This is a genomic window from Corynebacterium sp. LaCa_23 (genome assembly GCF_058182375.1).
On record NZ_CP190825.1, the window covers coordinates 982,835 to 1,008,172 of the forward strand.

The following is a 25,338-nucleotide window of genomic DNA, read 5'->3' on the forward strand; positions in this document are numbered from 1 at the left end:
TTCGACTTTAGTTCGGACTTTGCACGAGCGCATATCTCACCCGCCAAAGTGTCTGCCTATATGATACGGGCCAATCCCTCACCTTCACTATGTTAGGGGTAGCGAATTCGCTCTAAACGATCATCGAATCCCCGCCTTTGTGTGGGAAAGAGGGGAGAGCTGCTGGCGGGCGTGTTCGATGACCTGATTGGCCAGCTTGCGATTGGCCTTCGTGCCAATGACCGCCCCGATACCCATGGGCATGAGTTTGCCCACCCAGGCCCACTTCATGCGCTTGGTGATCTGCTTGGTAAATACCTTGGTCAACCGGCCATTGATGCCAGATAGCGTGGGCCCGGAAAAGCGGGAGAGGGAGGCCACGGAACGCGCCCCCGTGACCGTGCCGAGGTCACCGACAAAGGTATCGACCACCGCAGAGCCCTTCGAGCCCGTCAATACCACCAGCACTAGGGCGCGGCGGCGCTCGGGCGAGGAGATGTCATCGCCGCGCAAGTACGCTGACGCCAGGATGTACCACGCGGCGGCTTCAAGAAAGACCACGGATTCCGCACCGATGGTGGCCGCACCCGTAAAGAGCCCGATGCCGGGCACGGATGCGGAGGCACCGGCGGCCGCGCCCGTGCCAGTAGTGATATTGATGAAGTGCTTGTTAATAAAGCCCTGCAACTCCTGGTCAGTGGCATCCGGGTGGTGCTTCTTTAGGTTCTTGACGTATTTGGAAATAACACCAGATTGCACGGATACCGCGCGGTCCAGGGAGCTCAGCAGCGCCCTAGTAAACCGCCCGCTGTGCTCCGGATCGATGTCATACGTGTCGCTAGCTGCTTTATCCGGGGTGGACTTTTTAAATATGGACATGCCTTTTCCCACACCAATCCTTAAGTTCGTTGGGGCAGTGGTATTAATTGAATTTTTACCTAGCATAGCCCTGACCTTGAAATAAGGTGGGCGCGCATGTGCGATTCGGATCGCCACCGGCGTGCAACCTACCTAAGGTAGGGAGTATGCCTTACCCGCAGGAAAATCAACGTGACACTGGGGACTTTTATTCCGAAGAGTCCACCGCTGCCGCGCGCTTGCGGGCCATGCGCGCACACGAGCGCGCCCGTAAGGCCCACGAACAGGCACAGAACGCCTACGCGGATGAGCTCACCGTGCGCACGACCTCCGGCTGGGTGCGCGGGGTCATTGAAGAAGACCTGCGAGTAGATCGCCCCATTAGCGCCGGGCCGGTGCGCACGTGGCGCGGCATTCCTTTCGGTGCCTCCACGGCTGGTGACAACCGCTTTCGTGCCCCGCGCCCCGCGCCACATTGGGACGGGGTGCGCGATTGCAGCCAGTTCGGGCCAATCGCCCCACAGCCCACGTACTCCTGGACCGACCGCATCGTCGGCTCCGAGGATTGCCTGTACCTCGACATCGTGCGCCCCCGCACGGAGGAAAAGCTGCCCGTCGTGGTGTACTTGCACGGCGGCAGTTTCATCATGGGCTCGTCCCACATGCTCATGCTGCGCGGGTTTGAGCTCGCCACCCGCATGAACGTGGTCTACGTATCCATCAACTTCCGCCTCAACGCCTTGGGGTATCTGGACCTGCGCAGCCTCGGCGGCGAGTGCAGCGCCAACCCCGCCGTGGCGGATCAGATTCTGGCCCTTAACTGGGTCCGCGACAATATCGCTGCCTTTGGCGGCGACCCAGACTCGGTCACCCTCATGGGCGAATCCGCCGGCGGTGCCGCGGTGCTGGCGCTCATGACCAGCCCGACGGCCGAGGGGCTCTTCCACCGCGCCATTGCCCAATCCCCACCGATTGCGTTGGTGCACTCCCGTGCCCAATCCACCTTGTGGGCCCGCGAACTTGCACGCCGAGTGGGCCTGCCGCGCCGGGTGAGCGTGGATGACCTGCGCCAGGAGGACTGCGCGGATGTGGTGCGCTCCGGCCAATCCATGATGTGGCGCGCCGGCGAGCTACTGCACTTAAACTCCTGCTACGCGCCCACGGTGGACGGCGAGCTTCTGCCCGAGCACCCCATCACCGCCTTTGAGCAGGGCCACCAGCACAAAATCCCGCTGCTGATAGGCACGAATTCGGACGAAGCCAGCTTTGGCAAATTCCTCTTTCAGCGCCAAAGCGCCCGAGAGCGCGCCGCCCTGCGGCTCTTGGCCTCCTACGATCCCCACCACGCCCCCGAGGTCGTCGCCGCCTACCGCGGTGCGGTCCGCAGGGAGGATTTTGCGCACTTGCTTGCCGATGCCCTCTTCTGGGCACCCTCCACCCGCATCGCCAGCGCCCACTCTGAAGTGGCCGATACCTGGATGTACCGCTTCGACTTCGCCTCTGCCGTCTTGAAGTGGCTGGGTTTAGGTGCCATGCACTCGATGGAGTTGGGCAATGTCTTTGGCGATCCCCAATCCTCGCGCGCCTCCCTGTTAACCGGCTGGGGCTCGCGCGCTGAGATGGAGGAATTGACTTCCACCATGCAGGATCACTGGGCCGCGTTCATCCACGGCGGCAGCCCGAAGCTGCAGTGGCCGCGCTATGACGGCGGCGATCGCGCGACCATGATCTTTGATGAACAGGCCTATATCGTGCACGCCCCCAATGACGGTCGCCGCAAGGCGTGGGAGGATTACCACATGGTGGAGTGGGGAAGTGGGCGCCCAGAGCTGGTGCGCTCCCTTGGTTTCCAACCACACCGGAGGGATTAGCGGTAGAATCCAGAGTGACCGCGGGCGGCGTCTTGCCTACCGCGGGGACCTCTGCTTCCGAAGGATGGATTTTTCACCACCATGAGCTTTTTCGAAGATATCGCTTCCGCATTGGACGCCGAGGGCATTGAGTCCCGCGTCAACGAAGACGTCATGTTCGTTCCAATCACCTCTGATTTGGAAATCCAGTTTGTTGAAATCGATCCTCTCTTGCCGGCGGCCAATGTGTACATCGCTGCCGCGGATGTGGATGAAGACGATGAAGAATTCGAGGCCGTCCTGGTCTCCGTCGCCTTTTCCGTCGAAGACGCCGTAGAAGCCGTCTCCCGCCACATCGCCACCGACCAGGTTGTTACCGTCCTGCGTGACCTCCTGGAAGGTACCGATGAGCGCATCGCGGAATTGGAGTTCGACCAGGATGAACTCAACCCGCACCTGGTGGTTGCAGAAGTAGGCAACGATTCTGAGCTGCGTGTATTAGTAGAAACCATCGACGGCGTGCCCTCTGCCATCGTGCGCTTCTTGGCCTTCGACTTCGATGAAGAAGACATGGAAGAGCTCGAAGATGAGGCCGTCACAGAGCTATGGCAGGTGGACGAGGAAGACGAGGACCTCGATGAGAACGAGCGCCTTGCCCTCTTTGGCAACACCGATTCTGATGACATCCCCATCGTGGAAGTCCCCGCTGAGGCCCTGGAACTGGGCACCTACACCGATTTCGACCGCCTCTTTGACGTGCTCGGATTGGTCTCGGAACAGGCCCTTGATTGGGAGGCCCAGCTCGTAAACTTTGATGAGGATGACTTCGAGGAACCAGATGTCTACGACATCTTCTGCGAAGATGCCGATGATGACGAGGAGGACCTAGAGTTCTTCGACAACTTCACCGAAGCCGACGCTGCCGATGATGAGGGCGACAACAACTAAGCCCTAAGCCGCTTGCTGGAATCCCGCGAAAAGGGATTCCGGCGAGTGCACGGGCTGGAAGGCACTATCCACGAGCCATACGTAGGTGGCATTCGGTCCGCGGGAGATCTCGTGGACGGCGCCAGCTAATTCGGCAGGAACAAGCGTGCGGACCCACCCTTCCGCCGTGGCGGGATCGACAACCTGCCCAAAGTTATCGGTGATGCGAATGGTGATGAGGTAGGCGGGGATGCGGTTTTCACCAAACCCGCGGATCCGCGCCTTCACTCGTGCTCCCACGCGGTGGCGGGTAATGCTCATGCTGTAGTCCGCGCCGCCTGGCGTGGCTGGCAACTGCTTGATGGGCGGGCGCCACGTCGGGGTGGGACGAGCCAAGGACCGCGGGTGGTGCATGATGGCGGAAATTGAGCTGACGGTCTCATAGTGGTGATAGGCCAAGTCGGCGGCGATTTCCGTCGCCGTGGCGCTGGGCTGACTGGGTGCTGTGTGCGAAAAGTTCTTCTCTACGTTGTGCATGGCACTTACTCTAAACCGCAGGGCCGACACGAGTTCGAACAATACAAACACATGTTCGAAACGGTAGCTTAAATAGCTTTCAGACCTTCAAAGGCATAAGGTTGCACGTGCTATGAAGAGTGCTAATGCCGAACCGGCGCCCTACGAAAAGCCCAAGGTGCCGCGGGAAATCTGGGTAATGGTAACGGCGGCGTTCATTATCGCCTTAGGTTATGGCCTTATCGCACCGCTTTTGCCGCAGTTCGTGGTCAGCTTCGATGTTTCGATGGCCGCCGCCGGCCTGGTGGTCTCTATCTTCGCCGCCTCCCGGCTGCTCTTTGCGCCCGTGTCTGGCTCGTTGGTGGACCGCGTCGGCTCGCGCCGCGTCTACCTGGTGGGCCTGATGACTGTGGCCGTGACCACGGGCCTGGTCGCCATTGCCCAAGAGTATTGGCACATCGTGGTGCTGCGCGCCCTGGCAGGTCTTGGCTCGACCATGTTTACCGTCTCTGCGATGGGCCTTATCGTGCGCCTGTCTCCACCGTCGATTCGCGGTAAGTGCTCCGCCACCTATGCCACGGCATTCCTGCTGGGCAATGTCGCCGGCCCAGTGCTCGGCGCCAGCCTGTCTTTCCTGGGCTTTCGCTGGCCATTTTTCATCTACGGCATCGGCGTGATGCTCGCTGCTTTCGTTGTCTGGTGGCAGATGCCGCGGGTCAACCACTCTCAAACCACCACCTCGGAACTGCCGCCCATGCGCCTGCAGGAAGCTTGGGGCGATACTGCCTTCCGCGCGGTGCTGACCTCCAACTTCGCTCACGGGTGGATCAATATGGGCGTGCGCGTGTCCGTCCTGCCGCTTTTTGCCGCTGCTATTTTTCACAATGGCGCCGCAGCCTCGGGCTTGGCTCTCGCGGCCTTCGCCGCAGGCAATGCGATTATTCTTCAGTTCTCCGGCCGGTGGTCCGATCTTCACGGCCGCAAGCCGCTTATCTTGATTGGCTTGGTGGGTTCCGCCATCTTCATGGTGCTGATGGGCCTGGCCACCAGCGTGTGGTTCCTCTTGCTCGTATCCGCCCTTGCGGGTGCAGCATCGGGCCTTATCAATCCTTCTCAGACCGCCGCGGTGGCAGACATCGTGGGCAACGAGCGCTCCGGCGGCAAGGTATTGTCCACCTTCCAGATGGCAGGAGACTTCGGCCAAATCGTGGGCCCCATGCTCATTGGGCTGCTTGCCGATGTCTATGGCTTCCCCACAGCCTTCACGGTCTGCGGTGCCATCGCCATTTTCGGCATCATCGCCTGGCTCTTCGGCCGCGAGCCGCGCGAAGAGTCCAAGGTGGAAGTAGAGCGCATGCCGAAAAAATAGTTGACGGCAACCGCTCTGTGCCGGCTAAGTTATGCGCGTGTGGATGACTTAAACGCGCGCTTTCTTGATGCAGTCAATAACGCCTTGATTATTTGGGTACGGCTGCATAATTCAGACATATTTGTGGGCCGTGCCTGGTGGATCGAAGAAAATACTTGGGTACTCCGCCGCCTCGAGGATGGTACGCGCCGGCACATCCTGCCCCGAGAGGTGGAGCACTTAAAGGTGATCGGCGCGTACCTTGAAGACTACGAGCAACAAGGCTAGAAGAGCCCTGCGACCTGGGACACGCACAGGTAGACAAAGGCCGCGGAAATGATGCCCATCAGGGTGTTGATGAACCAGCCATTGCGCCATTCCTTCGGGGTGTGTTTGGTATTAAGCAGTACCAAGAGCGTAAGTCCCAGGAAGGGCATGAAAAATGCGCCCAAGACGCCGTAGCCAATGATTAACCCGGTGGGCTTGCCCAGCAGTAGGAGAAGCATTGGTGGGAAGGTCAACCAGATGAGGTAAGCGCGGTAGTACTTACCGCCCGTGCTGGTGCTGGGGTGGCCTTGTGGGAGGTTCTTCAGGTGACCAACGTAGTCCGCAAACATGAGGGATACACCGTTCCACACGCCCAAGCAGGAAGAGAATGCGGCTGAGAAGAATCCCACGATGAACCACTTAGAAATAAAGGTTCCGTAGCGGGCCTCCAGCACGTCCGCCATGTCTACTAAACCCTGGTCGTTATCGGAGACAGCGACATTTGCGCTATACAAAAGCTCGGCACCAAGGACCAGCGTAGCCAGGACGAAGATACCGGTGACGGCATAAGCCACCGAGTTATCCATGCGCATGACCTTCATCCACTTGGGCGTGAACCATTTCTTCTCACGCAGCCAGTAACCGTAGGCAGCAAGGGTAATGGTGCCACCGACACCGCCGGCGATGGAGAGCACGTAGACGAAAGAACCATCCGGGATGGTGGGGACAAGGCCGCGCAGAATCTCTGGCAAATTGGGCGCGGTGATTGCGGCGATGCCCACCACGGTGACGAACATGATGCCAACCAAGATGGCGGCAAGCTTTTCAAAGAGTTGGTATTGGCCCAACCAGGTAAGTGCAAAGCACAATACGCCGGTCAGGATGGCCCACATGGTCAAGCTAGTACGGGGGAAAAGCGCGCTCAATGCCAAGCCGGTGCCGGACATGGCGGCTGCGCCATATACCAATCCCCAGATGACGATGTAGGGCGCGAAGTACCACGAGGTCCAGCGTCCTAGCTCCCGCCAGCCGTGGAACATGGTGTTTCCGGTGGCCAAGCTGTAGCGGCCGACGCCTTCCACCAGCACGATTTTCATAATCGTACCGACGATGACGGCCCACAACAGTGCGTAACCGTAGCGCTGGCCGGCAATCATGGTTGCCACTAGGTCAGCGGCACCGACGCCGGTGGCTGCGGCGACCAAACCCGGACCTACGAGGGTCCATTTCACCTTTGCTTGTGGCTCAGAGTTCTGTGTCTGTTGGCCTTCGGCGGATGTTGCGCCGTTGTGGTTATTTGATTGGCTCATGACACTTCCTTAAGTGGCTGTGGTGCGAATCACTTAAGAGAAATGTATCACTCTTGACGGGTAAAATGCAGCCCAATTATTCAATCACGCGTGCTAAGCGACGGTCCGACCAGCAGCGTACAGCGCCTTTGGCATGGTTCTTTGCAGCTTCCATTGGAATTGAATGGGCTTTTCACCGTGGTGGGAAACATAATCCACAGCACCCAAAAATGTATAGGCGCTCGCGGTGCCCACAGAGTTCTTCTTAGTAAAGCGAGAGGCGATAAGGATCTTCCCGCCGAGCTCATCATGCTGAATATATCGGCGTGCGGCCTTCGATTTTAAGGTTGTAGTAGATTGCGATTCCCAGTGGAGAAGTTCTGGTGAAATCGGGTAATCACGGTAATTGGTGGTGGCGCTCACTTGATCGTCTTTTTGGAAGGTCACCAAGAACAAGTCCATGTTCATCTCGGGGAAATATTTCACTCCCTCGCGCGGAAGGCTGACCAGCTTTTCTAGTTCGCCTGTTTGCAAAGCACCGACTAACTCTGCCAGGGAGTAATCGGCGTGGGTTTCCAAAACGGTGTCCTCGCTTGGCTGCGGGATAATGCGCGAAGCATCGTTTTGTAGACGCATGACCTGTTCGAGCTCCCAAATAACTCGCGGGTGCTCTCGCAATATCCCCAGCGCTTGGTTAAAAGAAGACGGGCTGGGTGCATTGGAATTAGCCCAAAAGCCCAAGACCAGCATTCGTGCGAAGGCTTGATCAGTAGGCGTCATATCGCCGAATTGCGAAGTGGCGGATTTTAGGATTCGAAGATAAGCCTCAATGCGTGTCGCATCATCGACGTGGAGGAAAACTCTAATCCGGTTGAGTAAGAAGCTTTCCATCTCATCGTCACGTGGCTCGAGGAGGCCTTCCTCGCGCAGTAGGCGGGTCCAGGAGTATTTGTTGGGGCGGTAAATATCCTCCAACTCGAGGTTTGCCTCCTCGAGGAAATCTTTGAGATCGGTAGTTCGCAATTCCGCTACCAGCGCACGCACTTTCCGCAAATTGCTCCGTGCCGTCTTCTTTACGTTGTTGAGGACCTGTTCCGTCGTCGACTCATCGAATTGGATATGCGTTCCCGGCGGCGTGGTGGGAAAGCCCTGCTCTATCTCGGTAAGCAGGCGTTTTCCGCGTTTTCTCGTTAACGCATTGAATTTGCGCTCAAAATCGTATTCAACATGCTGTTGGCCAATGAAATCGAATACGGTACAAGAATCCTTTCCGGGAGCAAGGCGAAGACCGCGGCCAAGTTGCTGTAGGAAGATAACCGGGCTTTGGGTTGGCCGGAGCAAGAGCAGTGTATTGACCGCTGGGATGTCGACGCCCTCATTGAAAATATCAACGGAAAAGAGGGCCTTGATGGCGCCGCTTTCGAGTTGTTGAATGGCTTCTGCGCGTTCAGAAGAAGTTAATTTGCTCGTCACGGCCTGGGCGGGAATTCCAAAGTGCTGAAATTGCTGGGCCATATGCTCTGCGTGGGCAATGGAGACGCAAAAGCCGATTGCCTTCATTTCAGATAGATCGAAAATCCGTTTATCCAGTTCATTAAGAATAAAGCGAGTCCGTTTTTCACCAGACTTGATATAGAACTCTGATAGCTCGGTGGTGTTGTAATCTTTCTTTCCTCTATTCCACGTGAGTGAGGAAAGATCCGTGCCGTCTGCGATTCCGTAATAGTGCATGGGGACCAACAGCTGCAGGCGCAAGGCATCCCAGAGGCGTAGTTCATGGGCAATACGGTAGTCAAAGTACTGTTGGACATTTTTGCCATCGCCGCGCTCAGGCGTTGCGGTCAGCCCAAGTAATTCGTCTGGTTCAAAATGACTAAGAAGCGCGTTATACGTTGGAGCTTCTGCATGGTGGAATTCGTCGATGACCACGACATCGAATTGATCTGGCGCGAGCTTTTCTAAGCGAGTGGAATTGAGCGACTGAACGCTCGCAAATACAAAGTCCCAGCGCCGGGGCTCGGTGCCATCGACAAGCAGCTCGCCAAAGTCGGCATCCTTAAGCACCTCGCGGTACGTACGCCGCGCTTGGTGAAGAATTTCCTTGCGGTGTGCCACGAAGAGTAAGCGTGGGCGACGCTTCCACTGCCGGCAAAGATTGAGGTAATCCAGGGCAGCTACGACGGTCTTGCCGGTGCCTGTCGCCGCAACGAGTAGGTTTTTGTGGCGATCCTTTACCTCACGTTCGGACCGCAGCGCCTCGAGCATCTCTTCTTGATAAGGATAGGGAGTAACTTCCAGGCCAGAAAGTTCTAATTGGCGCAATGCTTGTGGGGACTCAGTGCCTTTTGCAATGCGCAGGGATTCCTGCAGGCGATCCATATCCCTGGCGGGGTCAAAAGTCTTGAAGTGGCTATCGTGCCAGTAGCTGTCAAAGGTCTTTATGAATTTTTCGATGACCTCAGGCGTCGCCGTAGCAGAGCCGCGCACGTTCCATTCCCAGCCATCGATAAGAGCAGACCTCGAAAGGTTCGAGCTTCCAATAAAAGCGGTGTCGAAGCCAGAATTCCGTCGGAATAGCCATGCTTTGGCATGCAGGCGTGTGGATTTATGCTCATAGCAAATCTTCACATCGGCGCGATATTTTTCTACCAGGCGTTTAAGGGCCGCCGCATCGGAAGCCCCACAGTAAGTAGAGGTCAATAGGCGGAATGGAATCTGGTTGTCGCGCAGGAACTGCAATTGCTGGTCAAGGACACTGATTCCGGAGCTCTTGATAAAGGCGCACAACAAGTCGACGGAATCGGCTGTCTTTATCTCCCGCTCAACCTCGCTGGTTAGGCTGGCCTCGCCCTGGGCATTAGTAAAAAGCGCGCTCTTAGTCAGCGATACATCCGGAAGCAGCGGAGGTTCGGCTAAAGAAGTGTTGTAGACGGCGTAGAGGAGTTGCTCGGTATCAATATCTTCGTCCTCGCCAAGTAACCCAGCGATTGTATTGATAAGGGCTACTCGGTCTGCTGAGGATTTAAGCCCCATGAGGCGTTGCTCTAGTAAATCGCCGATGTGTTGAGACATGGCCGAGGTATAGCGCCCGCGAGCGCTATCATCTGTGCCGTTTCCTACCCCGAAGCCCGCCGATGGGTGTCGACTTTGCGTTTCCTCCATTCGCTCACGAATGCGCGAGGTCACCGGGGTTTCATAAACGCCGAAGGGGAGCGAGGAATCCAAGGAATGACTCATAGCTACAAGATTCTAAGGGCAAAGCTTTTCCACGGCTGGAATATCCGCTGGCGCCCAGGTCAGCTCCATAGCTTCTGCGGGGGTAACCCATTTGGTTGCGTCGTGATCGCTCAGGCGAAGCTCGCCGCTGATGAGCGTGCAATAAAAGGTGGTTAGTTCGATGGTGGCGAAGTCGTATTCGTAGGTGGTTGTCGTGAGTTTGCTGCCTACGTGCGCGATGAGGTTGAGTTCCTCGCGAATTTCGCGGGCTAAAGCCTGTTCGGGTGATTCTCCCGGTTCGATTTTTCCGCCTGGAAATTCCCAATGTCCTTCTAGGGGTTTTCCGGGCTTCTTGCGGCAGGCGAGGAATCGGTTGCCATCGTGAAAGACGGCACCGACGACGCGGATGGGGTTAGACATAGTTCCATTGTGCCTTGAGCCAGGAAACGCTAGACAACAAGATGTAATTTAGCTAACATATTCCCAATGTTCGCGTCAGGCTGTCGCGCGGGCTTGATCATCATGCAAGCTTGAGGGGCGGTCTATCGTGACATCTACTAATTCAGTTAATTCCTCCATCCAGAGCCATGACGGGGAAGTCCCGCGGCCTGAGGGACGGTGGAAACTCTTTGTTTATAGCGCCATTGGCGCGTTCGTGTTCTTCTTTCCTGTGACATATAAGGAAAAGAACTCCATTCCTTTGGACCACATGGTCACCATCGTGCGCGATAGCATTCCGGCGGTGGTGCCGTGGCTTATCTTTGCGCTCGCCGTGTATGGAACGGTGCGTAGCTTTAGTACGGGGGCGTTTAAGGAAAGCGCGCTGCAGGCGGTCTTTGCGGTCCTCAATATCGCCGGTGCCATCATTTCCTTCCTCATGGTTATTGACGCGCTGCCGTGGGTATTAGGTGATGAAGATTTGGTTCCCTTCTTGTGGAACTCCATTGCCACGCCGGTGGGGCTTATCGTGCCCATCGGCGGTACCTTCCTGGCATTTCTCATTGGATTTGGGCTCCTGGAATTTGTTGGGGTGCTGATGCAGCCCATCATGCGCCCGCTGTGGAAGACGCCGGGTCGATCCGCCATCGATGCGGTGGCATCCTTCGTGGGGTCGTATTCGCTGGGCATTTTGGTCACGGACCGCGTCTATCAAAAGGGCGGTTATACCGGCAGGGAAGCTGCCGTTATTGCCACGGGGTTTTCCACGGTATCGGCGGCGTTTATGGTCATCGTGGCCAAGCAGCTGGATTTGATGAATATCTGGGGCACCTACTTTGCCGTCACGCTGCTGGTGACGTTCCTGGTTACGGCCATTACCGTGCGCATCCCGCCGCTGCGGACGATCCCGGATGAATATTGCGCGGGTGTAGAGCCAGACCCGGAAAAGCCGGTAGAAGGATCGCGGTTTAAGAATGCGTGGCGCGAGGCGATGCTGGCTCTGCAGCGCGCGCCGTCGCTGCCACAGGCCATTTGGGATAACCTGCGCGACGGCGTGCGCATGGCCGCGGCCATCGTCCCGTCCATTATGTCGGTGGGCCTTATTGGCTTGCTGCTTGCGCGGTTTACCCCGATCTTTGAATGGATCGGGTATCTGTTTTATCCCTTTGCTTGGATTGTGCAGCTGCCGGAGCCGGCACTCGGCGGCAAGGCCGCGGCGATGGGCATTGCGGAGATGTTCCTGCCCGCCACCGCGGTGGCAGGCAGTGACTCCATGGTGCTGAAATTCGTCATCGGGGTCGTGGCGGTCTCTGCCATCATCTTCTTCTCCGCCCTGGTGCCGTGCATTTTGGCCACCAAGATTCCGGTGAAGCTATCCCACCTGGTCATCATCTGGTTTGAGCGCGTTGCTCTCACCATCGTGATTGCGACCCCGATTGCGCACCTCCTGTTCTGAGTCTTACTGCCCGCTTACCGCAGTGAGGTGAGCGTTAACGATGTCATCGATAAGCCGCGCCGCCGCCTTGGCGGTGCGGTTGTCTATGTCGAAGGTGGGGTTGAGCTCGACGACATCGACAAGCGCGAGCTTGCCCGTCGCCGCGATCGCGACCGCCAGGGCGCGGATGCGCTCGTAGGCAACGCCGAGGCTAGCCGGGGCGGATACACCCGGCGCGGTGGAGGCGGGAAGCACGTCCAAGTCGATGGAGAGGTGGACCTTGTCCGCAGCGGCGGTGGCCTGGGTGGCGAGCGCGCCGCATTCGGCCGGGGTGAGGTTCACCAGCTCCTCATCCAGGGTGTAGTTAACGCCGAGCTTTTCGGCATCGTTGAAGAGCACCGCAGTGTTATTGGGGCGGGAAATACCGAAGACGGTGTAGTCAAAGTCATCGGTGAGCTGGGAAATCTGGGTAAAGGGCGTGCCGGAGGTGGCGTGGTCCGCGTGGCGGAGATCGAAGTGGGCGTCCAAGTTGATGATCGGGGTGGCACCGCGCGCGCGGAACAGGCCGCGGTGGGAGCCGAAGGCGGTTTCGTGCCCGCCGCCCAAGATGATGGGCAGGGTAGCGCTGCGGACGAGTTCTTCGACCTTGTCAGATAGCGCGTCGTGGGCGCCGTCGAGATCGTCGGCTTGGGTGGTGATGGTTCCGGCATCGGCAAGCGCGTGGCCGTGGTGGACCGCTAGGGAGCCAAGGGCTGTGCGCAGAGCGGCGGGGCCGGCGGCGGCACCCTGGCGGCCGCCATTGCGCAGCACGCCCTCATCGGAGGCAAACCCCAGCAGGGTTACGGGCGCGGATTCGGCCTGGTTGATGACGCTATGCCAGCGCGCGTGCTCGGCGCCGGGGCCATCGGAGCGGCCGGACCACTCGGGGGCGGGAGTAAAAAGTGGGGCTGATTCGGTATTCATAGTGCCGATACTAGAAGCGTGCGGTGAATTTGTCTGTCAATGGCGGAATATAATTGGGCGCTGTGAGTGCTAACCGAGTCCCCGCCGCGCGCCATGCCCTAGACATCCTCAAGCTGCTATCTACTATCGATGTCCCGATTTCCGCCGCCCGCATCCAAGGCGAGCTCGGCCTGCCGCGCTCGACCACGTACCACCTGCTCGCGGAAATGGTCGATGCCGGGTTCGTTGCCCACCTGCCCGAGCACAAGACCTACGGCCTGGGGCTGGCCGCGTACTCGATGGCCTCTGCGTATGTAACCCAGCAGCCGCTGGTGCGCATGGCAACGCGCGACCTAGAAGAATGCGCGCGGCTGGTAGGCGGATCCGGTCATCTTTCGCGCATGGCGGGCTCGGAGATTTTATACCTGCAGGAAGTCCGCGCGCCGGGCGCTACCTCGTTGGTGACGGAGGTGGGGGTGCGCCTGCAGGCGCATAAGACGGCATCGGGCAGGGTGATGCTGGCACACCTGCCGGAATGGGAGGTCAAGGCCGCCTTCGATACCTCGGGCGGGGAAAACTTTGGTTTCCTCAAAGAGCAGCTGGACCTGGCCCGTGCGCGCGGGTGGGATCAGGAGGTGGAAGAAATCTCGCGGGGGCAGGCCTCGGTGGCGGTGCCCATCCTGGACCACCTGGAGCGGCCTGCGGCGGCCATTGCGGTGACCTATCCCGTGTCCACGCCGGCAGATAGGGTAGAGGCGCTCATTGCGGCGCTGCGCCAGGCCGCGGAGAAAGTTGCGGGAAAAATGTATCGCCAGCGCGAAAAGTGAGGTACCATGCGGGCTAGCGCGTTAGGCTGTGACGTGAGCTATATTTTGCTGCCCTAAAGACACTAGGAGTCATCATGCCTAATGCATACCCATCCACCGTTACCGTCGGCGTCGGAGCGCTGACCATTGAGGAAGTCGTTGCCGTTGCCCGCTATGGTGCCACGGTAGAAATCTCCGCCGAGGCCCTGGACGAGGTCGCCTCCACGCGCGACCGGGTCGAAGAACTGGCCCAGGATCCCACGCCGGTCTATGGAATCTCCACCGGCTTCGGCGCGCTTGCCCGCCGCCACATCCCAGAAGAGATGCGCGCGCAGCTGCAGCTATCCCTGGTGCGCTCCCACGCGGCCGGCACCGGCCCTGAGGTGGAAGAAGAAGTCATTCGCGCGCTCATGCTGCTGCGCCTATCCACCTTGTGCACCGGCCGTACTGGCGTGCGCCCCGTGGTAGTAGAAACCTACGCCAAGGCACTTAACGCCGGCATCGTGCCGGTGGTGCGCGAATACGGTTCCTTGGGCTGTTCCGGCGACTTGGCTCCGCTGGCCCACTGCGCCCTAGCGCTGCTGGGCGAGGGCGAGGTGCGCGTGGGCGGCGAGCTCAAGGACGCCGGCGAGGCCCTTGCCGCCGCAGGCATCGAGCCGCTGGAGCTGCGCGAAAAGGAGGGCCTTGCCCTTATCAACGGCACCGACGGCATGCTGGGTCAGCTTTGCCTGGCCATTACTGACCTGCACGCGGCCGCCAAGACCGCCGATATCGCCACCGCTATGACGGTAGAAGGCTTGCTTGGCACCCTCGTGGTCTTTGCCGACGACCTGCAACAGCTGCGCCCGCACCCCGGTCAGGCCGATTCCGCCGCCAATATCCGCCAGGTGGCGGACGGATCCGAGATTCTCGCCGCGGCGCTGGAGGAGTTCAAGAAGAACCAGGTCCAGGACGCCTACTCGGTGCGTTGCGCGCCGCAGGTGGCCGGCGGTTTCCGCGATACCTTGGCGCACACCGCGCAGGTAGCAGAGCGCGAGCTCGCTGCCGCCGTGGATAACCCGGTGGTGGCCAAGGACGGCCGCGTGGTCTCCAACGGCAACTTCCACGGCGCGCCGGTGGCCTATGCGCTCGATTTCCTTTCCATCGTCACCGCGGACCTGGCGTCCATTTCTGAACGCCGCACCGACCGCTTCCTGGATCCGGCCCGCAACCGCGTTTTGAACGCCTTTCTTGCCGATGACCCCGGTGTCGACTCCGGCCACATGATCGCCCAATACGCCCAGGCTGGCATCGTCAGCGAATTAAAGCGCCTGGCTACCCCGGCCTCGGCCGATTCCATTCCTTCTTCTGCCATGCAGGAAGACCACGTGTCCATGGGCTGGTCCGCCGCCCGCAAGCTGCGCAAGGCCGTCGATGGCCTGCAGCGCGTGCTCGCCGTGGAGATCCTCACCGCGGCGCGCGCCATCGACATGCGCGAGGGAACGCCCGCTGGCGGCACCGGCGCGGTCATCTCCGCCCTGCGCGAGACTGTTCCTGGCCCCGGCACCGACCGTTACCTGTCGCCGGAAATCGAGGAGACCGTGCGCTTGGTCAAGTCTGGCGCGCTGATCGATGCCGTCGAGGCCGCTACGAGCGAGCTGCGCTAACCGCCTCGGCCATCGCCACCTGGCCCGCGTGGGTGGGGTGCATGGGGAAGGAGTCGGTATCCTGCCCTGTAAAGTCCACCCACGGTTCATCCGAGCAGGCGGAGTGCTGCGAGGCATCGTCAGGCAGCACGTAGGTGGCGCCGTTGCGTTCGGCGGCCTCGCGCACCGCTTGGTTGATGCGCTGGATGGTATCTGCCAACCACTCCCGGTCTGTGGCCGGGATTTTTTCTATGAAGGGGCAGGTCTCGCCGGGGTTGATGAGGGGGATATAGCCGGTGGCAATGACCTTTGCCTCAGGTGAGCGGTGGGCGATTTCCCCGTAGACCTTGTCCAGGCGTTGGGGGAGATCGTGTAGCTCCAGCTCTACCTGCGGGCCCGATTCGTCCTGGCATATATCGTCCGTGGCGCACTGGGTCAGGCGCACAAAGCTGGCATCGTTGCCGCCGATGCTCAAGGAGACAAGGGACGTATCCGCGGCCAGCGCGTCCACCTGGGCGGGGTGTTCGCCCGCGGAGGATAAAACATCCAGCGTGCTCGCGCCCTGGCAGGCGACGTTGCGGAAAGAGCTCGTGGCGATATCCTGCGCGGCGAGCTCCGGATAGGAATCTTGTGCGCGTGCGCAGGAATCGGGCGGATCGAGCGGTAGCGTCGTCGATCCCATCGCCGCGTAGGAATCCCCGAGGGCCACATAGTTTACGGGGTCTTCTGTGTCTTCTTGGGTTTCCTGCGGCTGCGAGGAGCACCCTGCCAGCAGGCAGGCGGCGGCGAGGGCGGGCAATACGTGGCGCATGGATGCCATCGTAGCCGCAGAGTCTGAAATGCCAGACAGTTGGTGACTGTGCAAGCTCTAAATACGTTGTGCATCACACTAAATTGATATCTGTGACGCTCGCCAAGCCCCCGGGAGACAGCCCCGGGAAACCGGCCTTGGGGTAGGGCACGGCGTCGATAAGCACAAGCGAAAGGAAGCCATGTCTGAACCACGCGAAGTCCGCGCACCCCGCGGCACCGAACTCAACGCAAAATCCTGGCAAACCGAAGCGCCACTGCGCATGCTGATGAATAACCTCGACCCAGAGGTGGCAGAGCGCCCCGAGGACCTCGTGGTCTACGGCGGCACCGGCCGCGCAGCACGTAGCTGGGAGGCCTTCGATGCCATTGTGGAATCGCTGAAAGACCTGGAAAGCGATGAAACCCTCCTCGTCCAATCCGGCAAGCCGGTGGGCATTTGGAAGACCAATGAATGGGCACCGCGCGTGCTGATCGCCAACTCCAACCTGGTGGGCGACTGGGCTAACTGGGAGCACTTCCGCAAGCTCGAGGACGAGGGCCTGATGATGTACGGCCAGATGACGGCCGGTTCCTGGATCTACATCGCCACCCAGGGCATCCTCCAAGGCACCTACGAGACCTTCGCGGCCGTGGCCAAGAAGCGCTTCGAGGGCAGCCTGGCCGGCACCCTGACCCTGACCGGTGGGTGCGGCGGCATGGGCGGTGCCCAACCGCTCGCCGTGACGCTCAACGGGGGAGCGGTGCTCATCGTGGACGTGGACGAGCACCGCCTCCGCCGCCGCCAGCACAAGCGCTACCTCGATGAAGTGGTCACCGACCTGGACGAGGCCCTGCGCTTGGTCCTCGATGCCAAGGAAAATAAGAAGGCCCTCTCCGTGGGCTTGGTAGGCAATGCCGCCGAGGTCTTCCCCGAGGTGCTGCGCCGCCAGCGCGCCGGGGAGTTCAAGGTAGACATCGTCACCGACCAGACCTCCGCGCACGACCCACTGTCCTACCTGCCTACCGAAATCACCGTGGATGACTGGCAGTCCGAGGCCAAGGCCGATCCCACGACCTTTACCAAAAAGGCTCGCGAATCCATGGCCGCACAGGTCCAGGCGATGGTGGAATTCCAGGACGAGGGCGCTGAGGTCTTTGATTACGGCAACTCCATCCGCGATGAGGCGCGCCACGCCGGCTACCAGCGCGCATTCGAGTTCCCCGGCTTCGTTCCCGCCTATATCCGTCCGCTCTTCTGCGAGGGAATGGGCCCGTTCCGTTGGGCAGCGCTGTCCGGCGACCCCGAAGACATCAAGGTCACCGACCAAGCCCTGAAGGAGCTGTTCCCAGAGAACGAGCACCTGCATAACTGGCTGGACGCCGCCGAGGAATACGTCGAGTTCGAAGGCCTGCCCGCCCGCATCTGCTGGCTCGGCTACAACGAGCGCCACAAGGCCGGCCTGCTCTTCAATGACTTGGTGCGCGAGGGCAAGATCAAGGCCCCCATCGTCATCGGCCGTGACCACCTCGATTCCGGCTCGGTTGCCTCCCCGTACCGCGAGACCGAAGCCATGCTCGATGGCACCGACGCCGTCGCTGACTGGCCGCTGCTTAACGCCATGACCGCCGTATCTTCCGGCGCGACTTGGGTCTCGCTCCACCACGGCGGCGGAGTGGGCATGGGCCGCTCCATCCACGCCGGCCAGGTCACGGTTGCCGATGGCACCGATCTCGCCGCCGCCAAGCTGCGCGCCGTGCTGACCAATGACCCAGGAATGGGCGTTATCCGCCACGTCGATGCCGGGTACTCTCGCGCAGAGGAAGTAGCCAAGGAGCGCGGCGTTCGCGTTCCCATGGATTTTAAGGCAAGGGATTAAATGAGCACACTTTTTACCGGAATTTCTGAACTCCGCACGGTCAGCGAGCATGGCACGCTTAACGATGCCGCCCTTATCGCCGACCACGGCACCATCGCCTGGATCGGCCCCGCCTCCCAGGCGCCCGCCGCTGATGACCAGGTGGACTTGGGCGGGCGCGCCGTCCTGCCCGGTTGGGTGGATTCGCACACCCACATGGTCTTCGACGGCGACCGCTCCGCCGAGTTTGAGGCCCGCATGTCCGGCGGTTCCTACGAAGCAGGCGGCATCGCGGTGACCATGGACGCCACCCGGGAGGCGGGCGCGGAGCGCTTGGATAAGCTCGTCGCCGAGCGCGTGGCCGCCGGCCGCCGCGGTGGCACCACCACCTTCGAGACCAAGACCGGCTACGGCCTCAACACGGACTCCGAGGTGGAAGCCGCGCGCGTGGCATCCCAGCACGTCGACGACGTGACCTTCCTGGGCGCCCACCTCGTGCCGCCGGGAGCGGATGCGGAAGACTACCTCGATGAGGTCGTCGGCTCGATGCTGGACGGCGTTGCCGAATACGTCCAGTGGATCGACGTCTTCTGCGAGCGCGGCGCGTTCAATGAAGAGCAGTCGCGCCGGGTTTTAGAAGCCGGTAAAAAGTTGGGCCTTGGCCTGCGCGTGCACGGCAACCAGCTTGGCGAGGGCCCGGGGGTTAGCCTCGCGGTCGATCTCGGCGCCGCCTCGGTGGACCATGTGAATTACCTGAGCGATAGTGACATCGAAAAGCTCGCCGCATCCGAGACCGTGGCCACCATGCTCCCGGCCTGCGATCTCTCCACGCGCGAGCCCTTAGCGCCTGGCCGTGCGCTTCTCGATGCCGGCGCCACCCTCGCCATCGCCTCCAACCTCAACCCAGGTACCTCCTATACCTCGTCGATGAACTACTGCGTGACCACGGCCGTCCTGCAGCAGCACCTATCCGTCGACGAGGCCATCCACGCCGCCACTACCGGCGGTGCCACGGCGTTGCGCCGCCATAATGTGGGCAACGGACTCGACCCGCAGGGCCGCCCCGCGAAGGGCACCCTGGTGGAAGGAGCTGCCGCTGACCTGCACGTACTCGATGCTCCCAGCGCGGTGCACTTGGCCTACCGGCCGGGCATGCCGCTGAGCTACCGCACGTTCGTGGCGGGGGTATAGCGAGGAATGGAGTTTGCCGCCGGTATCGCGTAGGGTTGGACGAGCAATGAGCATTACCGATAACGCCACCGGCGGCGTAAACGAGCCGGAAGATTTTAATAAGTCGGAATCTCAGGACAACTCGCAAGGTGTCAACCAGGACACCAGGGCTGCGAATACTTCTGAGGGCACCGGCGCTGAGTCCAAGGACTCGGCCAACGACAACTCCCAGGGGTTCGAGCACCTCGGCCTGCCAGATAAAATTCTGCAAGCCGTTGCGAAAGTAGGCTTCACCACGCCGTCCCCCATCCAAGCAGAAACCATCCCGATCCTGATGGAAGGCCGCGACGTCGTGGGCCTTGCACAGACCGGTACCGGCAAAACCGCAGCCTTCGCGCTGCCGGTCTTGTCCCAGCTTGACCCGCAGGCGCGCCACCCGCAGGCGCTCGTCCTCGCGCCTACCCGCGAGCTGGCCCTGCAGGTTGCAGATGCCTTCCAATCCTTCGCGGAAACCCTGAAGGGAATCGAGGTTCTTCCCATCTACGGTGGTCAGGCCTACGGCATCCAGTTGTCTGGTCTGCGCCGTGGCGCCCAGGTCATCGTGGGTACCCCGGGTCGCGTCATCGATCACCTGGAAAAGGGTTCGCTTGACCTGTCCCAGCTGCAGTTCCTCGTCCTCGATGAGGCCGATGAGATGCTGAACATGGGCTTCCAGGAAGACGTCGAGCGCATCCTGGAAAGCACCCCGGACCGCAAGCAGGTGGCGCTTTTCTCCGCCACCATGCCTAACGCCATCCGCCGTCTGTCCAAGCAGTACCTGCACAACCCGGCGGAAGTAACCGTTAAGTCAGAGCGCCGCACCAATGACAACATTAAGCAGCGCTTCCTGCTGATTCCGCACCGCGCAAAGATGGATGCCTTCACCCGCATCCTCGAGGTCATTACCTATGACGCCATCATCGTCTTCTGCCGCACCAAGCACGAGACCGAAGAGGTGGCCGAGGCCTTGCGCGATCGCGGTTACAGCGCCGCTGCCATTAACGGCGACATCGCCCAGGCGCAGCGCGAGCGCACCGTTGACCAGCTCAAGGATGGTCGCCTAGACATCCTTGTCGCTACCGACGTCGCCGCGCGTGGCCTTGACGTCGAGCGCATCACCCACGTGGTGAACTTCGATATCCCGAACGATACCGAGTCCTACGTGCACCGCATCGGCCGCACCGGCCGTGCCGGTCGCTCCGGTGAGGCAATCCTGTTTGTCACCCCACGCGAGCGCCGCATGCTGCGTTCCATCGAGCGCGTGACCAACGCCCGCCTCGAAGAGATGGATCTGCCGTCCGTCGATGAGGTTAATGAGAAGCGCAAGGAAAAGTTCGCGCAGGCCATTACCCAGTCCATGGACAACAAGCAGGCCGATTTCTTCCGCAACTTGGTGCGCAAGTACTCGGAAGACAACAACGTTGCCATGGATGACATCGCAGCTGCGTTGGCCGTCATGCACCAGGGCGGCAAGAACTTCCTATTGGAAGACAAGCCTTTGCCCAAGCCAAAGAAGGACCGCCGCGATCGTGATGACCGCAAGCGCGACCGCGACTTCAAGGGTGGCGGCAAGAACCGCGGCGGTTCCAAGCGGCCGGATGGTGACTTTGAGACGTACCGGTTGGACGTCGGCAAGCGCCAGAATGTCCGCCCGGGTGCCATCGTCGGTGCAATCGCCAACGAAGGTGGCCTGTCTGCCAAGGACTTCGGGCGCATCACCATTGCGGTGGGGCACACGCTCGTGGACCTGCCGAAGAACATGGACCCGGCTGTGCTGGACCGCCTGAAGGATACCCGGATTTCTGGCCAGCTCATCAAGATTCAGAAGGATACCGGTCGCCCGCCTCGCCGTGATGGCGGCGGCGGTGGCCGCAAGCACGGTGGTCGCTTCCGCGACTAATTAAACCTCCAAAGGGCCTCTTTTTAGAGGCCCTTTTTTCATGCCCTGTGACCTGCGCTTTTACTATAAACGGGGGTAGCGTGTCGGGGCGGTTTTGTATGGTGTATGGCGAAAGCATGTTCTAGTAAATCTCTCGAAAGAAAGTCCATGAATGCGCCATATTATGCCAATACCAATCCAGAAAATTCTACCTCCCGTGCAGCTACGGAGATTAGGAAAGCGGAGTACCAGTTCTGGGAGAAGCTTCATCCTGGCTCAGATGACGATATCGAAATTATTAGCCAATCCCTGTCTGACTTAACTGGGGCGCGTCAGTCCCGAATTAGGAATATTATTTTCGCCTTCGAGCGATTAAAAGAGCTGCCGCGGCTGCGCGCTCGGCAAGAACAGCATTTCCATTTAGATTTAGACCGACTCATTACGATTGACCAAACCCTAGCCAAACTCGGCGCCATTGATGCGGAGAAGAAATTCACTATCGATGACGCCCTGACCAACTACTTGACCCCAACCCGTCCCAATCAAAAGCTGCCCTCGCACCGAAATCTCCGCCGCAAGTTGCGCGAACTCATCGTGCGACTCGATCCATCCATTGCTGCGCGGGATCCGCGCCGCAAGCAAGCCTATAGCGTTGAACCTACAGGCGGGGAGTGGGCTGCGGTTTGCCTGGACGTCGGGTTAGAAACCGCGGAGATAATCGACCGTAATATTCGGGATATCGCTACGGACAAGGACCTCACGATGGCTGAGGCCGCAGTGGAGCTGCTGACTGGAAAGGCGCAGGCAAAGGCCAAGGTCGTGTTGAATATGTATCGCTGCGACCTGCCGGATGCACCCGCGTTTGTACAGAACGTAGGCTGGGTATCCCCGGAGACCGCGGATGACCTACAGGCTCGGGCGACAACGACAAGGGATATGGAGAAGGCCGGTCAGGCGGAGAGCCCTAACTATGTGACGCCGCCAGATATCCGGGCGTTTGTAGAGGGCTTGGATGGCACGTGCCGGTGGCCAGGCTGCACGCGGCCGGCGGTGGCTTCCCAGATGGACCATCGGCACGACTTTGCAGACGGCGGGCCGACCTCGGCAGCAAACCTCACCTGCTTATGCCAGCACCATCACAATATTAAGACCGATGGGAGGGCGTTTTATATCAAGGACCCGATAAGCGGGGACATCGTCTGGCTTTTCGATGACTCTACGTGGGTCTATGACTCCGCGAGCGGACCGCTGGCGCCGAAGAACCGCAGGTGGGCGCAGACGGTAGCGCAGGCCACGCAGAAGCGGCGGGAGAATGCGCACGCAGATGCGCAGCAACTAAAAGAAGAGCTCAGAGAGGAGTCCACGCATGAAAAAGGGGACAGCGATGACACTGTCCCCGGAGAGTAAATGGCTTCCTAGATGTACATCAGGATAAGGCAGATGATCCACAGGAGGTTGAAGACGCCGCCGAAAGCGGACAGGGACTTCTTAATGGAACCCAGGTTGGCGGTATCGCCGGACTCTAGGGCTGCCTGTGCCGTGCGCTGCTTAGGAAGGATGAGGAAGAAGAGCAGGCACCACGCGATGATGGCCACGAGGATGGCGATGTGGAAGTTGACCTGGCTCTTGAAGGTTTCAATATCAGACAGGAACACTGCAAGGCCAAGGACCGGCACGAGGGCGGAAATGTAGCCGTAAGTATTGGTGATGTTGTGCAAGTTGCGGGCGGCGCCGAGGGCCGTCTTATCGCCCTGCGCTGCGCCCTGCAGCTGGGTCTGGTAGATGGAGGTGGAAATGCACACGGGGCCGAGCAAAACGATGGCCGCTGCCACGTGCAGGAAGATGAACAAAGTAGTCATGGAGGATGCCCTTCAGTTAAGAAAAGTTGCCTTGTTCACCCTAATCAATTTAACTGCTAGAAATCGAACCGACATTGCCTTCTCATTGCACGGACATCCGCGCGGGGCAACGGTAACTCGTACTTGCGCGCGATTTCTGCAAGGCGCCGCGAATAGTCACAGCGATTGGCGGGCGGCAGCCACTCGGAGGGGAGGGAATCGGACTTTTCCTGATTGAGCTTCCGGCTGGTCGCCACCAAGTTGAGGGGATCGTTGGCAAAGCGGATCTTGGTGTCTTGGTCCCACTGTGCGGCACCCATGTCAAAGGCGGCAGAAAGTGGGAAGATGTGGTCGACCTCAATAGGGGAGGTGGCTGAAATCATCTCGCCCGCGTAGGGGTCATAGAGCGTGCCGGATTGCGGCCGGCAGTCTGCGAACGCCTCGCTGGCTTGGTTCTCCATGATGGCCTCACGCGTGGTGCATGCACCGTTTGGCTGCCAGCCGCCGAACTCGTCGCGGTCGTAGCCCTGCAATTCCGCGCGGGATGGAACGGTGGAGACATCAAAACGCGGAAAAGGCCACGCATACCATGCGATAACGAGAGCGGTTATGCATGATAGCGCGGCCAGGTAATAGGACTTCATGTCCTATTGGACTCCGCGAGGTGCGGGAAGGTTCCTACTTGTTATCGGAAACCTTTTCTGCTGCTTCCTCGAAGTCCAGGGAGTCGTCCTTCTCAACGAGCTTGGCAAGCTTCTCGGCTTCCTCGAACTCGTCCAGAACCTCCTGGTCTGGCTGCTTGGTAGCCAAGGTGACCAGAACGGTGACGATGAGTGCGGAGAAGAAGCCCGGAACCATCTCGTAGAGGGAATCGCCGAGCGGGGACATGCCCCAGCCGATGGCGACGACTGCACCGGTGACCATACCGGCGATTGCACCGGTTGCGTTGAGGCGCTTCCAGTACAGAGCCAGGATGACCAGCGGACCGAATGCGGAACCGAAACCAGCCCATGCGAAGCCGACTAGGCCAAGAATGGAGTCGGACGGGTTGATAGCCAGGAGTGCGGCGATAACCGCGATGGCCACAACGGCGGTACGGGACAGGTTAATCAGAACGCCCTCGGAAGGCTTGCGCTTTGCGATGATGAGGTAGAGGTCCTCAATCAGGGAAGAGGAAACCACGAGCATCTGGGAGGACATGGTGGACATGATCGCTGCCAGAACTGCGGTCAAGACGAAACCTGCAGGCAATGGGTGCATCATGGCCTGAGCCATATCCAAGAAGATGGTCTCGAAGTTCTCTTGGTCAGTGATGGTTTCACCGAACTGGGTGAAGTACACGGTACCGGTAAGCGCAACGAAGATAGCGCCGATGACGGAAAGACCCATCCAGGTGATGCCGTAGAAACGGCCCTGCTTGGCGTCGGAAGGCTTACGCAGCGCCATGAAGCGCACGATAATGTGCGGCTGACCAAAGTAGCCAAGGCCCCAAGCGGCGTTACCAACGATAACACCAGCGGAAACACCGGCGAAGAGAGAGAAGTAGTTATCGTTTGGCTCGAGAGCGCCGTCGGTAGCGTAGCTGTTTTCGGTAGCGAAGGAGAAGATCGCGCCGGCATCGTCAAGAGCGAAAAGCGCCATGATTGGCACGATCAGCAGGGCGACGAACATCAGCATGCCCTGCATAGCGTCGGTGTAGGACACTGCCAGGAAGCCACCGATGAAGGTGTAGAAAATGGTCACTGCGGCGATGACCAACATACCGGTGATGTAGTCGCCACCGAAGGTGGACTCGAAGTAACGACCACCGGAGACCATGCCGGAAGAGACGTAGAAGGTAAAGAAGAAGATAATGATAACTGCGGAGATAATACGCAGCATGCGCGACTTATCGCGCAGACGGTTCTCGAAGAAGGAGGGGACCGTAATGGAATCGCCCGCAACCTCCGAGTAAGCGCGCAGACGCGGCGCAATCCACTTCCAGTTTGCCCATGCACCGATAAGGAGGCCGATAGGCATCCACAGCTCGGAAAAACCGGAAAGGAAGAGCGCGCCAGGCAGACCCATGAGCAGCCAGCCGGACATATCGGATGCGCCGGCGGAGAGAGCAGCTACGAATGGGTGCAGGCCACGGCCGCCCAAAACATAATCGTCATATTCGTCGGTTTGTTTGTAGCTCCAGTAGCCAATGGCTGCCATTACGAGGAAGTACACAATCATCGCAATGACGTACCAAGTTGATTCTTGCACGTTTCACTCCTTGTAGTG

The 25,338-nt window shown here is 59.8% G+C and carries 21 protein-coding genes; 11 read left to right on the top strand and 10 right to left on the bottom strand.

The features are described from left to right. Positions 1-120: 120 nt before the first annotated feature. Positions 121-858 (bottom strand): hypothetical protein, encoded by a 738-nt coding sequence (locus ACP8IT_RS04870; RefSeq protein ID WP_050749146.1) that lies wholly within the window; start codon positions 856-858, stop codon positions 121-123. Positions 859-1,004: 146 nt separating this feature from the next. Here ACP8IT_RS04870 and ACP8IT_RS04875 point away from each other — a divergent pair, with 146 nt between their 5' ends. Together ACP8IT_RS04875 and ACP8IT_RS04880 are read left to right on the top strand one after the other, a co-directional pair. Continuing rightward, positions 1,005-2,708: a carboxylesterase/lipase family protein gene (locus ACP8IT_RS04875; RefSeq protein WP_284628360.1), complete on the top strand. Its 1,704-nt coding sequence runs from the start codon at positions 1,005-1,007 to the stop codon at positions 2,706-2,708. 81 nt (positions 2,709-2,789) lie between these two features. Continuing rightward, positions 2,790-3,635 (top strand): hypothetical protein, encoded by an 846-nt coding sequence (locus ACP8IT_RS04880; protein WP_005282289.1) that lies wholly within the window; start codon positions 2,790-2,792, stop codon positions 3,633-3,635. 3 nt (positions 3,636-3,638) lie between these two features. On the opposite strand, the gene ACP8IT_RS04885 is transcribed toward ACP8IT_RS04880, so the two are convergent. Then, on the bottom strand, positions 3,639-4,151 hold the full coding sequence (locus tag ACP8IT_RS04885; protein WP_490290509.1) for a hypothetical protein: 513 nt from the start codon (positions 4,149-4,151) through the stop codon (positions 3,639-3,641). A 112-nt stretch (positions 4,152-4,263) separates the two neighbouring features. Here ACP8IT_RS04885 and ACP8IT_RS04890 point away from each other — a divergent pair, with 112 nt between their 5' ends. Next, positions 4,264-5,499: an MFS transporter gene (locus ACP8IT_RS04890; protein WP_490290511.1), complete on the top strand. Its 1,236-nt coding sequence runs from the start codon at positions 4,264-4,266 to the stop codon at positions 5,497-5,499. A gap of 39 nt (positions 5,500-5,538) precedes the next feature. Beyond that, positions 5,539-5,766 carry a hypothetical protein gene (locus tag ACP8IT_RS04895; RefSeq protein ID WP_005280133.1) on the top strand — a complete coding sequence of 76 codons (228 nt, stop codon included), beginning with the start codon at positions 5,539-5,541 and terminating at the stop codon, positions 5,764-5,766. Here the strand turns inward: ACP8IT_RS04895 and ACP8IT_RS04900 are convergent. The 3 genes from ACP8IT_RS04900 to ACP8IT_RS04910 all read right to left on the bottom strand — a co-directional run bounded on the left by ACP8IT_RS04900 (position 5,763) and on the right by ACP8IT_RS04910 (position 10,670). After that, the gene (locus tag ACP8IT_RS04900) at positions 5,763-7,055 is read right to left on the bottom strand and encodes an Nramp family divalent metal transporter (RefSeq protein ID WP_490290512.1); all 1,293 of its coding nucleotides are present in this window, start codon (positions 7,053-7,055) and stop codon (positions 5,763-5,765) included. The two genes, ACP8IT_RS04895 and ACP8IT_RS04900, sit on opposite strands and share 4 nt — an antisense overlap. Positions 7,056-7,148: 93 nt before the next feature. Further along, entirely contained in the window at positions 7,149-10,271 is a 3,123-nt protein-coding gene (locus ACP8IT_RS04905) for a DUF3427 domain-containing protein (protein ID WP_490290513.1), read from the bottom strand. Between the two features lie 12 nt (positions 10,272-10,283). Further along, entirely contained in the window at positions 10,284-10,670 is a 387-nt protein-coding gene (locus ACP8IT_RS04910; RefSeq protein ID WP_023028644.1) for a (deoxy)nucleoside triphosphate pyrophosphohydrolase, read from the bottom strand. Positions 10,671-10,797: 127 nt separating this feature from the next. Here ACP8IT_RS04910 and ACP8IT_RS04915 point away from each other — a divergent pair, with 127 nt between their 5' ends. Then, entirely contained in the window at positions 10,798-12,144 is a 1,347-nt protein-coding gene (locus ACP8IT_RS04915) for a YjiH family protein (protein WP_023028645.1), read from the top strand. 3 nt (positions 12,145-12,147) lie between these two features. On the opposite strand, the gene hutG is transcribed toward ACP8IT_RS04915, so the two are convergent. Then, positions 12,148-13,086, bottom strand: coding sequence for a formimidoylglutamase (gene hutG, locus ACP8IT_RS04920; RefSeq protein ID WP_284610416.1), 939 nt, complete (start codon positions 13,084-13,086; stop codon positions 12,148-12,150). Between the two features lie 62 nt (positions 13,087-13,148). Here hutG and ACP8IT_RS04925 point away from each other — a divergent pair, with 62 nt between their 5' ends. Next, positions 13,149-13,892 carry an IclR family transcriptional regulator gene (locus ACP8IT_RS04925; protein WP_023026304.1) on the top strand — a complete coding sequence of 248 codons (744 nt, stop codon included), beginning with the start codon at positions 13,149-13,151 and terminating at the stop codon, positions 13,890-13,892. Between the two features lie 74 nt (positions 13,893-13,966). Next, positions 13,967-15,517 carry a histidine ammonia-lyase gene (gene hutH / locus ACP8IT_RS04930; protein WP_490290514.1) on the top strand — a complete coding sequence of 517 codons (1,551 nt, stop codon included), beginning with the start codon at positions 13,967-13,969 and terminating at the stop codon, positions 15,515-15,517. Here hutH and ACP8IT_RS04935 read toward each other — a convergent pair. After that, positions 15,498-16,307, bottom strand: a complete 810-nt coding sequence (locus ACP8IT_RS04935) for an SGNH/GDSL hydrolase family protein (protein ID WP_490290516.1) — start codon at positions 16,305-16,307, stop codon at positions 15,498-15,500. The genes hutH and ACP8IT_RS04935 overlap by 20 nt on opposite strands. Before the next feature lie 181 nt (positions 16,308-16,488). Here ACP8IT_RS04935 and hutU point away from each other — a divergent pair, with 181 nt between their 5' ends. The 4 genes from hutU (at position 16,489) to ACP8IT_RS04955 (ending at position 22,639) form a co-directional block, all read left to right on the top strand. Next, on the top strand, positions 16,489-18,165 hold the full coding sequence (gene hutU, locus ACP8IT_RS04940; protein WP_474901692.1) for a urocanate hydratase: 1,677 nt from the start codon (positions 16,489-16,491) through the stop codon (positions 18,163-18,165). Next, positions 18,166-19,335 carry an imidazolonepropionase gene (gene hutI / locus ACP8IT_RS04945; RefSeq protein WP_237799690.1) on the top strand — a complete coding sequence of 390 codons (1,170 nt, stop codon included), beginning with the start codon at positions 18,166-18,168 and terminating at the stop codon, positions 19,333-19,335. A 46-nt stretch (positions 19,336-19,381) separates the two neighbouring features. Further along, entirely contained in the window at positions 19,382-21,253 is a 1,872-nt protein-coding gene (locus ACP8IT_RS04950) for a DEAD/DEAH box helicase (RefSeq protein WP_005280145.1), read from the top strand. Between the two features lie 147 nt (positions 21,254-21,400). Then, the gene (locus ACP8IT_RS04955) at positions 21,401-22,639 is read left to right on the top strand and encodes an HNH endonuclease signature motif containing protein (RefSeq protein WP_490290517.1); all 1,239 of its coding nucleotides are present in this window, start codon (positions 21,401-21,403) and stop codon (positions 22,637-22,639) included. An 8-nt stretch (positions 22,640-22,647) separates the two neighbouring features. On the opposite strand, the gene ACP8IT_RS04960 is transcribed toward ACP8IT_RS04955, so the two are convergent. Genes ACP8IT_RS04960 through putP form a run of 3 tightly spaced genes read right to left on the bottom strand, consistent with a single transcriptional unit; the run spans position 22,648 to position 25,320 of the window. Further along, complete coding sequence (locus tag ACP8IT_RS04960) at positions 22,648-23,091, bottom strand: hypothetical protein (protein WP_005280147.1); 444 nt, start codon at positions 23,089-23,091, stop codon at positions 22,648-22,650. A gap of 56 nt (positions 23,092-23,147) precedes the next feature. Continuing rightward, positions 23,148-23,714: an HNH endonuclease family protein gene (locus ACP8IT_RS04965; RefSeq protein WP_237791964.1), complete on the bottom strand. Its 567-nt coding sequence runs from the start codon at positions 23,712-23,714 to the stop codon at positions 23,148-23,150. A gap of 34 nt (positions 23,715-23,748) precedes the next feature. After that, positions 23,749-25,320, bottom strand: a complete 1,572-nt coding sequence (gene putP, locus ACP8IT_RS04970) for a sodium/proline symporter PutP (RefSeq protein WP_005282330.1) — start codon at positions 25,318-25,320, stop codon at positions 23,749-23,751. Positions 25,321-25,338: the final 18 nt, after the last annotated feature.